Origin of the sequence: Yoonia sp. (assembly GCF_036007805.1) — a bacterium.
In the GTDB taxonomy this organism is placed as follows: domain Bacteria; phylum Pseudomonadota; class Alphaproteobacteria; order Rhodobacterales; family Rhodobacteraceae; genus Yoonia.
In genome coordinates this window covers 1-14050 of sequence record NZ_DASYOK010000175.1, presented here as the reverse complement: position 1 = coordinate 14050, position 14050 = coordinate 1, and the positions used below count along the sequence as shown (strand labels likewise).

Here is a 14050-nt window from a genome sequence, read left to right as displayed (position 1 = left end):
GCGCGTTCTTCCACGACAGCTGTATCAAGTGAAATCGCGCCGGTATTCTGGAGCTCGAGCCCGCCAAGGCCAACACCGCCGGGCGTCGGCGTTTCAGCCGCGGGTGAGGCAGCGGCAACCGTTGCATCCTCTAGCGCCTCTTCCGTTTCGGGCAATGCCGCATCCGCAGGGCGCAAAGGTGGCACGACAGCGGGCGTGCCCGGAATGATCACCACACCTTCAGGGGCCGGCGCGAGAAGCGCAAAGCGCTCCAGATCAGCTTCACTGAGTTCGGGGCGTGGCGTGATCGCAAGGTCGGGCAGCCCCGCAAAGACGAGGGCACCTTCCGGCGTGACGGTGCCTTCCTCGGTTGCCAGAATGAACCCGTCGGCGTCACGCGCGAATGTCACGTCGGGAGCGGGGGGATTGGCCGGGGCAATAAAGCTAAGATCGGTTTCAAACCCGTCAAGCTGCGCCATGTCGGGCCGTGTGATCCGGTCAGGTGCGGTGATTGCCGCAGGGCGATCAAATGCCAACGGAATTGCGCCCGACGGGATGTCAAAGAACCTTGGGGCACGCTGCCAGACACCGGTTGCGTCATAGATGCGTTCGGCCTCGTCGGGGCTGAGTACCTGCGCGCGCAGGACGGGTGCGCCCACGTCGGCTTGGGCTGTTTCCTGTGCCGGAGGGGCAGGCGGGGCCTGTACTGTTGTCACGGGTTCATCAGATGCGGCGGCCACTATTTCTGCGGGTGCAGCGCCACGCGCCGCGGGCGCCTCCGATCCGATTTCTGCAAGATCATTGTCGCTTGCCTGTGGCGCTGCAAAATCCACGATTGCAATCTCTGCGATCTCTGGACCTGCCTCGGGCGCTGCCTCTTCAATGTTCTGCGGTTCTGCCGGTGCTTGCGCGGCAACGACCTCTTCGGTCGCAACCGAAGGCTCTGGCGCAAGCGCGGCCGTCTCAATCGTCGCCTGCTGCGACCAGATCACACCACCAAGAACCAAAGCGGCCGCAGCAATGCCAGCGGCAATCAGGGCAGGGCGTTTGTTCGTCTCTGGTGCGACTGCCGGACGGCTTGCGTCTGGTGCTGTCGGCCGGTTCGCTTGCGGCGCAATGGCGGGGGCCGCTACCTGTGATGCCGGTGTACCGAGCGACACGGCAGGGGCTGCACTTTTTTGTCCGCCAAATACGGCAACGAGCGGTGACTTTGCCTTCTTGGGCGTTTTGCGGTGATGCTCGGGGATCACCAGATCCAACAGCACAGGTTTTGCCAATGCAACTTTGGCCGCTGTAGAGGCGGGTGCGGCTTCAGGCGTATCCGCAGTGGTCCGCGCATGATGCTCGGGCGGGATACGGTCAATCCACATCGCCTGTCTTGGCGCGGCCAGCGGAGGGGCTTTTTCGTCCGCAGCGATGACCCCGGTCTCGGGCGCAACCGGTGCGGGCGTATCTTGTGATGCCATCAATATGGCGAGGTCATCTTTATACGTGTCCTCTTCCACACTTTCGGGCTGATCGAACACCAGAAGGCGCGATTTGATCCGTGTGCCGACCGGCATGACCGGAAGATCATCGCGTTCAATGATCGCATCAGGGCCAACAATGCTGCGCGCCATCTCGGTTGGACCGAAAAAGACCTCTTTTTGAAAAGTGAAGGGTTCGGGAACTGCGACAAAGGCGACAGGCTGAAAACCATGCGCATTGGCAAAGGCCTCGGCCTCGTTGAGCGTTTCACGCGCGACGGCGGCAACATGGGTACGCCCGCCACTTTTTTCGCTGTCAATGACCAGATCACCCAGCGCATAGGGTGTCGCGCCATCCAAAGCGGCGTGAATATCCTCCTCGGTGGTGCGTGTCCCATCGAGCGCGATGTATTTGATCTGATCGAGCGGAATAATCACTTTGCTCCGCAGGCCGTCGGGTGCGATCAACAGGGCCTTTTCACGCAGCGCGCTCAGGTCTTCCTCAAGCGTTTTGCTGGCCACATCGACGCGTCCAACCGGCCGCCAGCCGCGTGGCACGCGATGAAGCAGCTCAATTCCGTCAAGCGAAAGCGATAGCGCAAAGTTGGTGATCATAGTCACGCTCTAGCATGTTGGTCCCACAGGCAAAACGCGTTTTGCCCCCATGGCCGAACCCTAAAGCAGAAACCCGCCCACGCCAAGGGCACGGACGGGTTTCTTAGTGTCAGGCTGTGGCTTTTGCCAAGGCCTGATCAAGATCGGCAATCAGGTCGTCGGCATCCTCGATCCCGATGGACAAACGCACAATACCAGGGCCCGCACCTGCGGCCTCTTGCTGTTCGGCCGTCAACTGGCGGTGCGTGGTCGAGGCCGAGTGAATGATCAGACTGCGCGTATCTCCGAGGTTAGCCACATGGCTAAATATCTCGAGGCTATCGACAAGCTTGATACAGGCGTCATAGCCGCCCTTTACGGCCACGGTGAACAAGGCACCCGCACCCTTGGGGCAGATTTTTGGCACGAGTTTGGAATAGGGCGAACTCTCAAGCCCGGCATAGGTCACGTATTCTGTGCGCGGATCATCCTCGAGCCATTTGGCAATTTTCATCGCATTCTCCACATGCCGCTCCATGCGCAGCGAAAGGGTCTCGATCCCCATCAGCGTGTAATGCGCGGCTTGCGGGTTCATCGTCATGCCCAGATCGCGCAGACCGATGGCAATGCCGTGGAAGGTAAAGGCCAGTGGGCCGAATGTTTCGGCAAACTTCAGGCCGTGGTAGGCGGGCTCAGGCTGGCTGAGCGACGGGAATTTGTCATTCGCGGCCCAGTCAAATTTTCCGCTATCCACAACGCAGCCACCGGTGACGGTGCCGTTGCCCGTCAGGTATTTGGTGGTGGAATGGACGACCAGTGTCGCGCCATGCTCAATCGGGCGGCACAGGTACGGCGTGGCCGAGGTGTTGTCCACGATCAAAGGAATCCCTGCCGCATCGGAAATGGTCGAGATCGCATCAAGATCGGTGATATGGCCGCCCGGGTTGGCGATGGCTTCGCAGAACACGGCGCGCGTGTCGTCGTCGATGGCGGCCGCGACTGCGGCATGATCATCAAAGTCAACGAATTTCGCGGACCAGCCAAAGCGTTTGATCGTCTGGCTGAACTGCGTGACGGTGCCACCATAGAGGCGGCTGGACGCGACGATATTGCGCCCCGGCTGCATCAGCGGGAAAAGCGCCATGATTTGTGCGGCGTGACCGGACGAGCAGCACACACCGCCAACACCGCCTTCAAGCGTCGCGATGCGTTCTTGCAGCGCGGCAACTGTGGGGTTGGTCAGGCGGGAGTAGATATAGCCAACCTCTTGGAGGTTGAACAAAGCCGCTGCGTGGTCTGCATCGCGGAACACATAAGCGGTGGTTTGGTAGATCGGAACCTGTCGTGCGCCGGTCGCCGGATCAGGGCGGGCGCCTGCGTGAACTTGCAGCGTATCAAAGCCATAGCTTGGGCCATCGGTCATTTCTGGTCTCCCCTTTGAAAGTTGTTGCCGCTAGGTGTAGGCGGAAAGCCGGAACACCTCAACGGCCCTCATTCGCAAAGGACAAGATCATGCCGCACCCCTTCCATTTTGCCTTTCATGTTTTGGATCTGGACGAATCCAGAGAATTCTATTCCGGTGCACTGGGTGCGACCGAAGGCCGTTCAACCGATACATGGGTGGATTTCGATTTTTTCGGCCATCAGCTCAGCCTGCACCTCGGCACGCCTTTTGCCAATGAACCGACAGGTAAAGTGGGCGATCACATGGTGCCGATGCCCCATTTCGGGATTGTCCTGCCGCTGGAAGACTGGACCGCACTGGCCGGGCGTCTTGAAGAGCGTCAGACCGATTTTATTATCGCCCCCTCCGTGCGCTTTAAAGGCGAGCCGGGCGAGCAGTGGACTATGTTCTTCCGTGATCCGTCGGGCAACCCGATTGAAATCAAAGGCTACGCTGATATGGGCGGTGTATTCGCGACCTAAGAGGGATCGCCCGCAACCCGGGGACGGTGCTGCGGGCGATCCGTTTCTCTGACCCGATATCGTAAACGCAAAACTCGGAACCTTGGGCCAAAGAATTTCTGATGTTTACTAGGCGATGTGCCGCACAATCGTGGCAGTAAGTTTTTTGATGTGTCGTTTCATCGTTCTTCCAGGCGACGCGATCTTCGACAGATCAACAAAAACACGTGGGACCACTGGATAAAGTTTCACGCGGCTCTAATTTTTTTCCAATAGAAAGACATGAGGCCAACCTGGTGTTTTGCCGATCGTCTTTTTGCAACATTTGTAACCCATGCTTGGCCTTCTGATATTGAAAAACAATGAAAACTGATGGCCGCGACGAAATAGAAGCGCTGATTGCGCAGACTGCTTTGGGTAGTCAAACGGCGTTTGCGGACCTTTATGATGCCACCTCGGGGAAACTATTTGCTGTATGTTTGCGTGTGTTGACTGAACGCGCCGCAGCCGAGGATGCCATGCAAGAGACCTACGTCAAAGTCTGGAAGAATGCCGGTCGCTATCAGGTGACGGGCCATTCGCCGATGACGTGGCTGATCACGATTGCGCGCAATACGGCTATTGACCGCCTGCGGGCGCGTCACGTGGATCACGATCTCGCAGACTATAGCGAACGGCTCCCTGCACCCGGACTATCGCCGGAACAGGCGGCGATTGCGCATTCTGAGGCAAAACGCATTACACAGTGTCTGGATGAGTTGGACGCCGACCGCCGTGCCGCGATTTCAGGCGCATATCTTCAGGGGCAAAGCTATCAGGAACTTTCCGAGCAGTTTGATGTGCCCCTGAATACGATGCGGACATGGTTGCGCCGAAGCCTGATAGCCCTGCGGGAGTGTATGGCACGATGACCACAGAGCAAGCGCCAGACCAGATGGACGTGAAAGCCGCAGAATATGCGCTTGGGCTGTTGACGGGCGAGGAATTGGCCGAGGCCAAGCGTTTGTTGGCGACTGACCGCGCCTTTTCGCAGGCAGTGACAGATTGGGAAATGCGCTTGGCGTCGATGACCGACGACCTTGCACCGGTTGCGCCGCCTCCTGCCGTCAAGCAAGCGCTTTTTGCGGAACTGTTCCCGACAGCAGAACGTAAACCCTGGTGGGCGAAGCTTTGGCTCTGGCAAGGTGTCAGTGCTCTGAGCGTGCTTTTGCTGGTGTTCCTGCTCTCGTCCGGTCTTGGCAGTCCGCCGCCCGAAAGTGGGCCGCTCTATACGGCCGAGATCGTTTCCGAAGCCGGGGATTTCCGTGTCGTGGCCGTTGTCGATAAATCGACCAATGAGGTCTTCCTGACCCGCACGGCCGGTGCCGCCCCCGAAGGCCGTATTCTGCAAGTCTGGGCGCATGGCGAGGGAGAGCCGGCCACATCTGTGGGGCTCTGGCCCGAGGGCGATACAGTCAGGATCGCGATGCCTCAGGAGATTGCCGCCGTCGAGGGTATCCTGACCTTGGGTGTCAGCGAGGAACCCGTGGGTGGTTCACCTACAGGCTCACCGACAGGGCGCGTGTTTGGAACCGTGGATATTCCGGGCGTTTCCAGTCGTCTTTGATATGCGCGCGCACCAGCGCCGCAGTCATCGCATCCAGAAACCCGCCGCCTTGATCTTGTTCCGGATCGCTTTTTCGTGGCGTGGCAGGTTGTCACGATCGAAAAGAGCTCGCACTTTTGTGCCGCGCCCCTGATAGACCATCCGCTTGAAGGGCTCGTAAAGCTTCAGCAGCTTCTTGATCTTGTTGGGGGCGGTGACCTTTTCCAAGGCGGCGACCTGTTGATCTGTCGCCGTCGCATAGAACAGCGGCAAGAGCCGGTAATGATAGCTGACATCCCCGTCAAGCCCTGCCAGTTCCGGCCCCGGCCTGCCGCCACCCAAGCCATGAATAACCAAGGGCAGGACGATCTGATCGAGCCAGGGATCAAGCGGCTGGATCACCAGTTCATTCGGAGGGTCGTCGCGCACGCTGGCCGCATACTCGGTAAACCTCTGACCGAACTCCGCAGGGTCGGCCCCGAAAAACCATCCGGCGTTGAAGTAAAGATAGCGTTCCCAATATTCGTCCGGCTGCGCATGGTCGAGCGAGGTTTCAAAGTCCAGCCCGAAACGGTCATAAAGCGATTTCCATATCGCGGTGTAGCCGGGCCAGTACAGTTCTTCGACAGGCCATGTGCCCTCGCGCTGCATAGACGCAGCAGGGCGGGTGAAATCGAAAGGAATTTCCCCCAATTCACCTGTTATCAGCGTGTCGGTATCGAAGAAAATAAAAGGCTCGTCTGCGGGCAGGACCTGCAATCCTTCGATCTTGTTGCCGTAGGGATAGGACTGGCCGAAATGGCGGGATACGAAGGGCACAACCTGCGCATCCAACGCAGCAAGCTGTGCTTTGACAGGTGCGGACATGCGCGGGTCACGGTCCCAAAGCGGGCCAGGCTGCGGTTCGGCGACAAAGAGCTGGCCTGCGAATTTGGGCGAATATGTGCGCAAAGAGGCCGCGAAAAGCAGTGCCTCATATTCAAGACGTCCGCCTTGCCCGATGATCAGGATGTTGTAAGTGGGGGTCGATTTTGGCGGCTTGGCCATAGATGGGCTGATCCTGTAAGACTTTTGCCTTTCTAGCCGCGCGCAGAGGCCAGGTGCAACAGGCGCGGGTGATCAGCGCGTCTCCTAACTCCGGACGTGGCGGATTTGCACATTCGGCAGCCCGATCGGGTGCACCCCGAAATCACGGCACATCCTGCCGAAGCCTTCGGTTTCAATCAGATCATCATAGGGCAGTTCGGGAAACCGCAGGCCAGCCTTGTGAACCGCGGCATGTACCAGAAGCATCGTTCCCCCGACGGATGTCAGTGGGACACGGTCCAGAAAACGCAAGACATGCAAATGCTTGCGGGCGGGATGTGATGCGGGCGGCATATAGAGGCCCTGCTTGACCCATTTGTAGTAGGATAGGGTTTTGCTTTCATCGGCATCGTTGAATGCATTCAGGTCATAGCTGCGGCCATCCCAGTCCAGAACGCAGTCCGGTGTCACGACTTTTTCGTGTTCCGACAACAGGCGTTCGATGATGTCAGGCGCGTAATCGCAAACATCAACATCAATCCACAACGCCCAATCGTCGTCATCCGTGATCCCTTGATCAATCAGATGATTGCGGACCTTTGCCAGATTTGACCGGCGTTCGCGCTGCAAGGCAGGTAGCCATCGTTTGGCGCGGTCAAGCGTTGCGTTGACCTCCAAAGTGGTCACTTCAATGGCGCGAAACAGGTGCTTGTGGGCTGCGACCAGTTCGGCAAGCTTTGCCGTCGTCCCATCAATGCTATCGCCTTCGCAGAAGACGATCTTCATGCGGTCTTTGGGGTAGGTCAGTCGTGTCAAAAGCTCAAAACAGCGCTCAAGGAACGGTTCTGCATCGCGGACCGGGATCAGAATGGAAATATTCACGTCGTGCGGGCTGATCGGTCTGTGGAGGACCGCGCTGTCAATCTGCTGCGCCATGCCCACCCTCGTCAGCACAGGACCGCGGGTAAGCCGGTGGATCGCTCGGCGCAGTTTAAGTTCCAACACCTTGCGCCGCGTCAGACGGCGACGCGAAAACCAACTGCTGCTCCAATAGTGATGGGATAGCGTCTGATGGGCGTAATCTCCACAACGCGGGCTCGGACTTGCGGTCAGCTGCATATTCAACGGATTGAAAAGGTGGCACGAACTGACTGAAATAGCGTTCTTGTCGGCATATGTGCCGTATGCGCCGGTCAGCAACAACGGGCCTGTCGAATCAAGGACGTTCTTCTTTCCGTGCTGGCACCGGACCATGACATCACTCAGATGGCGCCAAAAGGGGTGCTCTGCGGGGCTCGCCATCACCCCGTTGAACAACAACATATCCATTCCCAGATGATGCGCGTGGAATGCGTGTTCAACCGGTTCTTGCGAAAGAATGATCCTTGTGTCGTCTGCAATCACATCGAGCGGGCCCATACATTCCGTGTCGATATCAGCATAAACGCCGCCGTGATGATGCAAGATCAGATAGCGGGCCATGTCCGCCCGCTGCACCGGCTTGGGATAGGACAGGTAAAGCGATTCCAGTTCGGGATAATTTGTTTGGACCAATGCAAGCAGATCATCGTCAGTCCATAGACGATACTCCCAATCCGGATTGTGGCGCTTCCAGCTTTCGGGCCAAGCCTTCGGGACCGGCAGATTATGATCGCGCCATGTTTGATGGATTATCTTGGGGATCATGCGAAAACTGGACCTGAACTAGCGACGCAGGACTTGACCTCCAACGTGGAGACGACAGGCTGCATGATTTTAAGATTTCCCTGTACCATTGCTTGAAAAAACCGTTTTCGTCCAGCCTATACCGGCGCTTTCGTACCACGCTCGGACGTGCTGGTGTTTTCCGTCATGCCGGACGGCTCAATCCAAAGCGCTCGCAGCGCGTTCAGGATAACGGCCACGTCGATCGCTTCTTGCAACAGCGCGCCCTGAACGGGTGTCAGATAGCCAAAGGCCGCGGCAATCATCCCCGCAACCGATAGGCCGATACCCGCGACCACACTCTGGACCGCGATGCGGCGGGCGCGGCGCGCGATTTCGATCCCTTGGCCAAGCCGATCGACCCTGTCCACCAGCAAGACAACATCTGCCGCTTCGGCCGAGGCGGCTGCACCCCGTGCGCCCATCGCCACACCCACATCCGCAGCGGCAAGGGCAGGGGCATCGTTTACGCCGTCGCCAACCATCATCACCGGTCTGCTTTTGCGCTCGTCCAACACCAGCTGTACCTTCATATCGGGTGTCAGCCCCGCTTGGACACTGTCGAACCCGAGACCGTCGGTGATCCGCTCTGCGACCGCCGCCCTGTCGCCAGTAGCCAGAAGTATGCGTGTGATCCCTTCGCGGCGCAGTCGTGCAAGCATGGCGTCTGTCCCGTCACGCAAGGGATCGGCCATCACGAGATATCCGGCCATCTTGCCATCAACCGCGACGGCAACAAGGACAGAACCCGCCGTGCCTGTGGGGTGATCGCCTGGCGGGTGTCCGATATGTTGGGTGACAAAATCGGCTCCGCCGACAATCACCGTGCGCCCTTCGACATGGCCGATCACCCCCTCACCGGGGATCTCGGCAACCTCGGACGGTATTGGCAACACAAGATCGCGCGCTCTCGCCGCCGCGACGACGGCCTGCGCGACAGGGTGCTTTGACGCCTGATCAAGTGCTGCGGCAAGGCGCAGGATTTCATCCCCGTCAGTGCCGTCGCGGCTGTCAATGGACACGATCTGCGGTCGCCCGTCCGTCAGTGTGCCTGTCTTGTCGAGGATCAGCGTCCCGACCCGGGCCATCGTCTCAAGCGGTCCGGCACCTTTGATCAAGATGCCGAAATGCGCGGCGCGCGACAGACCAGCAACCAGTGCCACGGGCACCCCAAGGATCAAAGGGCATGGCGTCGCCACCACAAGCACGGCAACCGCTCTGATCGGATCGCCCGTGAACCACCAGGCGGCAAAAGCAATCGAAACTGTTACGGCAAGAAATCCGAGGGACCACCGATCCGCGAGGCGTGCCATCGGCGCTTTGGAGCGTTGGGCCTCTTCGACCAGACGCACGATTCCGGCATAGGTGCTGTCCTTGGCTAGCCGTGTCGCTGTCAGGTCAAAGGGTTCGCCCGCATTTGTCGCGCCGCTCAAGGCCTCTGCGCCGTGGAGCAGACGCGCAGGCAGCGATTCACCTGTAAGTGCTGACGTGTCAACGAAAGCGCCTTCCGAGGCGACCGTGCCATCGACGGGAACAACGTCGCCCTGCCGGATCAGTAAAAGGTCACCCGGTTGAATGTCCTCCAGCGGGATGTCTTCCAAACTACCATTCTTGTGTCGGGTCGCCGTGCGGGGCACGCGTGACAACAAATCATGCATTTCACGACGCGCGCGGCCTTCGGCAAAGCTTTCCAGAAATGTGCCGCCGGAATACATGACCGCCACCACGGCTGCGGCCAGTGTTTCACCAAAGACAAGCGCTGCGGTCATTGAGAGCGCCGCGACGATGTCCAATCCGACCTCGCCTCGCCAAAGACTGCGGATGATCTCGATGACGAGTGCTGCGAGCACTGGCACAACGCCCGTAAACCAGACGATGCCGGCGATATCGCTACGTCCGTTGAAATAGAGCGCCAGCCCCGACAGCAAACCTGCGACCGAGAACAGCAACAGGGCTTTCTTCAATCGGTCAGAGGTGGTCTGTTCCATTTGGTCCGGCTTTCCCCCGCAATCAACAGTACTTGAGGGTTCTCGAAAGAAAACCCGCCACCCGATGACTGTTTCGCTATCATCACCCAACAGCAACTCTGCGTCGAGTATTAACTGAGCGGTAGGGTGTTCAGATCAGGTGCTGCAGATACGACAGCGTCGCGCACGCGCGCGGCGGTGGCTGACTCACATTATCCGGAAAAAATGGTGGGCGACCCTGGAATCGAACCAGGCGTGAGTCGCCTCGAGGGAGTTACAGTCCCCTGCCACACCTTGCGGCCTGTCGCCCAACCAAGCGCTGATTACCCGCGCCCCCAGGGTGCGTCAACCGCAAAAGTGGGGTTAGATGTGATCCTCTTCACAGCCACGCCCGAGTGGGGTATCGCGGGGGCGAACATGCGCGATAGGAAAGCAGATGAAAAAGCCAAAGTGGGTGATTGCAAAAGAGCAGGGCAAACGGATTGCCGCTCAGGAAACCGTTTGGCTGTTTGGTCTGCATGCGGTGCGCGATGCACTGGAAAATCCAGCCCGTACCAAGCTGCGGCTGGTGGTGACGCGCAATGCGCTGGAACGCCTTGGTGATGCGGTGGCGCAAAGCGGGATGGAACCCGAGATTTCCGATCCTCGTAAATTCGCAGCCCCGCTTGATCCGCAGTCGGTGCATCAGGGGGCGGCACTGGAAGTCAAACCGCTTGATTGGGGCAGCTTGGAGGATGTGGCGCTTGGCGATGGCCCCATGCCGCCGCGTATCGTACTGCTTGACCGCGTGACCGACCCGCACAATGTGGGTGCGATACTGCGTTCTGCCGAAGTTTTCGGCGCGCGTGCTGTCATCGCTGTCCAGCGTCATTCCGCCCCTGAGACGGGCGCTTTGGCGAAAACGGCCAGTGGAGCACTGGAACGGCAACCCTATTTGCGGGTGCGTAATCTGGCGGATGCCATGGAAGCGCTGAAGGGCATGGGGTATCTTGTACTGGGCCTTGATGGTGAGGCTGAAACCACGATCGAGGCCGCGGTCGAAGGCAAGCGTGATCGCCCTGTTGCACTGGTGATGGGGGCCGAAGGTCCGGGATTGCGCGAAAAAACGCGCGAAACTTGCGACACATTGGTCAAAATCGACGCGGCCGCCGGATTTGGATCGCTCAACGTCTCAAATGCGGCGGCCGTCGCCCTATATGCTGTCAAAGGGTGAATGACAGGACCGGATTGATGGCCGCCACAAAGATTGCGACATGTTGTTATTGCGGCACCAAAGCGGCGCTTGTCCTGCGCGGCAAAGACAAACACGAACTGACATGCAGCAACTGTGGCGCACCATTGCGTGCGCTCAAGATGTTGCCAAAGCAAACTGCGCCAACGGCGGCATCTGCACGCCCAATGCCGCGCAAACGGGTCGAGAAATATCCCGAGTACCGTCATGAGCGGCCCATAAAACGCAAGAAATCCAAAGGTTTTGGCCGCCGCGTGATGTCGCAAATATGGGATGTTGTCGAAGACGTCGTTGACGAGATTTTCGACTGACGCGTCATCGCGCCATGCACACGCCCAATCACTTTTGCCTGAGCACCCCTTCGTTTAGGGAGCTGTCATGCACACGTCAGTAGGGAAAGCGCGCCTCCGGAACACGCGCGCTTTGTCTCACTGTCCCTCGTTCCACGACTTGCGCCCGGTTGATCCGGGCGCTTTTTTCTTTGGATCGCGCGGTGTAGGCTGGGGCATGACTTATTCCGATGACCACCTCCGCACGATTCTGAAGCGTACGAAAACGATTGCAATCGTGGGCGTGTCCGCAAATGAAATCCGCCCCAGCTATTACGTGGCCCGCTATCTCAGCCTCAAAGGCTACCGGATCATCCCTGTGAACCCCGGTTTGGCAGGCCAGACGCTGTTGGGGGAAAAGGTCTATAGTGACGTGTCCGAAATTCCTGATGATGTGGATATGGTCGATATCTTTCGCCGGTCGGAACAGGTGCCGCCGATCGTGGCGGCATCACTTGCACGCTGGCCCAACCTGCAGACAATCTGGATGCAGATCGGCGTGACACATCCGCAGGCCGCAGCAGAGGCGCAAGCCCGCGGCGTCGATGTGATCGAGGATCGTTGTCCGAAGATCGAATACCAAAGACTGTTCTCGGAATTGCGCATGGCGGGCTTTGCCACGGGCATAATTTCGTCAAAGTTGCAGTTGTAAACGGACGGTTTTATTAAAAAAGTCTTAACGTGCCACAAGAATGGCACAATTGCCCGACAGGATTAATCTGACGGTGCGGTAAGCCGATTCTATACGCATTAAATTGCAAATGTTTCGTCGTTGACTCATGCGCCCGCTGTCACACCTATAGGTTAGTTCCAGTAACAGTCTTTGTTTTTCCGTTGTGCCTCACGACTATGGATAATCAATGCAAGAAACACGCATCATTGACGCATCGCAAACCTACGAAAGTCAGGGACAGGGCCTGCCGACCGGTTTGGAATTGCTGGATGGCAAGTTCAAGATTGATCGTCAGATCGGTGCGGGAGGATTCGGGATCACCTATCTGGCCATGGATACGTTTCTGGAACGTCCTGTTGTCATCAAGGAATGCTTTCCTGAATCGGTCTGTATGCGCTTTGGCAACCGCGTCACGGTCAACGCACCGGCCCACGATGCGCAGTATCGCAAGATCGTCGAAATGTTCATGCGCGAGGCGCGCAGTATTGCCAAGTTGCGCCATCCCAATATCGTCAGCGTCCATCAGGCGTTTGAGGAAAACGGCACCGCCTATATGGTGCTGGATCTGTTCGAAGGGCGCGACCTGCTTGATGTGATCGAGGACGATAATGATGCGCTCAGCCCCGATCAGGTGCGCGATATTCTGGTAAAGGTGCTGGATGCCATTGATCTGGTTCACAGAAACGACCTGCTGCACCGTGATATCTCGCCCGACAACATTTTGCTGGACAAATGGGGCACACCTGCGTTGATCGACTTTGGCGCCGCCCGCGAGGATGCGAGCCAGAAAACCAGTGCCGTCTCGACCATGCTGGTGGTCAAGGACGGCTATTCACCCCATGAATTCTATGTCGCAGGCGGCGTGCAGGGGCCCTGCAGCGACCTTTATGCGCTGGCCGCCACCATGTACCACCTGATTTCGGGTGAGGCACCGCCCAACAGTCAAACCCGTGTGTCAGCGATGGCGGGTGGTGAGCCTGATCCCTATGAGCCAATCACAGGGCGCTTCCCGCAATACGAGACTGCATTCTTACAGGCCATCGACCAGGCGATGCGCGTGTCCCCCAAAGAGCGTATCCAGTCTGCAAAGGATTGGTTGGACCTGATCGAGCAGGAAACCAAGAAGGTCAGAACGGTCAAGATACCGGAAAACAAGACCCTGACGAAAACACTCAGCGAGTTGATCGAAGAAACGAACAAGCATGTCTTGAGTGAAGATGCCCAAAAGCGTGTCGAAACACCCGCCCCGCGCAAAGAGGTGACGACGAGGCGTGATGGTTTCAAGCCCGAATGGGTTGAGGAGTTCAACCGCGAAACATTTGAAGTTGCAGAACAAAAGCGCCTTGAGGCGGAACGTGCAGCAGCTATCGAAGCCGCGCGTCAGGCCCGAGAGGCACGCCTTGCAGAAGAGGCGCGCTTGGCAGCACTGGCGGAACAAGAGGCCGAGCAGGCACGACAGCAGGCCGAGGACGAACGGATTTCGTCAAAGATCCTCGAATGGGTCTCGCGCGGAAGGTAGTCGTTTCGCGGGTCGCGCGCAGTTAGCTGCGCGCGGCTTTCTCGACGATACCGGACGTGCCTTGGCGCGCAG

Annotated in this window: 12 protein-coding genes and 1 tRNA gene; 7 read left to right on the top strand and 6 right to left on the bottom strand. The window is 58.4% G+C overall.

Translation table 11 applies throughout. The features are described 5' to 3' along the window. Together VGP75_RS10255 and VGP75_RS10250 are read right to left on the bottom strand one after the other, a co-directional pair. On the bottom strand, window positions 1–2060 hold a 2060-nt coding region (locus tag VGP75_RS10255), incomplete at its 3' end, for a hypothetical protein (RefSeq protein WP_327543571.1). Window positions 2061–2169: 109 nt separating this feature from the next. After that, window positions 2170–3462 (bottom strand): O-acetylhomoserine aminocarboxypropyltransferase/cysteine synthase family protein, encoded by a 1293-nt coding sequence (locus VGP75_RS10250; protein ID WP_327543570.1) that lies wholly within the window; start codon window positions 3460–3462, stop codon window positions 2170–2172. 89 nt (window positions 3463–3551) lie between these two features. On the opposite strand from VGP75_RS10250, the gene VGP75_RS10245 reads away from it, so the two are divergent. The 3 genes from VGP75_RS10245 to VGP75_RS10235 all read left to right on the top strand — a co-directional run bounded on the left by VGP75_RS10245 (window position 3552) and on the right by VGP75_RS10235 (window position 5550). Continuing rightward, window positions 3552–3965, top strand: coding sequence for a VOC family protein (locus VGP75_RS10245; RefSeq protein WP_327543569.1), 414 nt, complete (start codon window positions 3552–3554; stop codon window positions 3963–3965). Between the two features lie 341 nt (window positions 3966–4306). Then, entirely contained in the window at window positions 4307–4855 is a 549-nt protein-coding gene (locus VGP75_RS10240) for a sigma-70 family RNA polymerase sigma factor (protein ID WP_327543568.1), read from the top strand. Beyond that, entirely contained in the window at window positions 4852–5550 is a 699-nt protein-coding gene (locus VGP75_RS10235) for an anti-sigma factor (protein WP_327543567.1), read from the top strand. The genes VGP75_RS10240 and VGP75_RS10235 overlap by 4 nt, the downstream gene beginning before the upstream one ends. A gap of 24 nt (window positions 5551–5574) precedes the next feature. Here the strand turns inward: VGP75_RS10235 and VGP75_RS10230 are convergent, their stop codons facing one another. The 4 genes from VGP75_RS10230 to VGP75_RS10215 all read right to left on the bottom strand — a co-directional run bounded on the left by VGP75_RS10230 (window position 5575) and on the right by VGP75_RS10215 (window position 10536). Further along, window positions 5575–6576, bottom strand: a complete 1002-nt coding sequence (locus tag VGP75_RS10230) for a GT-B fold glycosyltransferase domain-containing protein (protein ID WP_327543566.1) — start codon at window positions 6574–6576, stop codon at window positions 5575–5577. 84 nt (window positions 6577–6660) lie between these two features. Next, a complete protein-coding gene (locus VGP75_RS10225; RefSeq protein WP_327543565.1) occupies window positions 6661–8241 on the bottom strand; it encodes a glycosyltransferase in 1581 nt (526 codons plus the stop codon). Window positions 8242–8357: 116 nt separating this feature from the next. Beyond that, complete coding sequence (locus VGP75_RS10220; RefSeq protein WP_327543564.1) at window positions 8358–10247, bottom strand: heavy metal translocating P-type ATPase; 1890 nt, start codon at window positions 10245–10247, stop codon at window positions 8358–8360. A 205-nt stretch (window positions 10248–10452) separates the two neighbouring features. Continuing rightward, a tRNA-Tyr gene (locus VGP75_RS10215) sits at window positions 10453–10536 on the bottom strand. A gap of 126 nt (window positions 10537–10662) precedes the next feature. Here VGP75_RS10215 and rlmB point away from each other — a divergent pair. The 4 genes from rlmB to VGP75_RS10195 all read left to right on the top strand — a co-directional run bounded on the left by rlmB (window position 10663) and on the right by VGP75_RS10195 (window position 13978). Continuing rightward, entirely contained in the window at window positions 10663–11439 is a 777-nt protein-coding gene (rlmB, locus tag VGP75_RS10210; protein WP_327543563.1) for a 23S rRNA (guanosine(2251)-2'-O)-methyltransferase RlmB, read from the top strand. 17 nt (window positions 11440–11456) lie between these two features. Further along, complete coding sequence (locus VGP75_RS10205) at window positions 11457–11768, top strand: hypothetical protein (protein WP_327543562.1); 312 nt, start codon at window positions 11457–11459, stop codon at window positions 11766–11768. Window positions 11769–11964: 196 nt separating this feature from the next. Beyond that, a complete protein-coding gene (locus tag VGP75_RS10200) occupies window positions 11965–12438 on the top strand; it encodes a CoA-binding protein (RefSeq protein WP_327543561.1) in 474 nt (157 codons plus the stop codon). A 208-nt stretch (window positions 12439–12646) separates the two neighbouring features. Beyond that, window positions 12647–13978, top strand: coding sequence for a serine/threonine protein kinase (locus VGP75_RS10195; protein WP_327543560.1), 1332 nt, complete (start codon window positions 12647–12649; stop codon window positions 13976–13978). Window positions 13979–14050 lie beyond the last annotated feature (72 nt).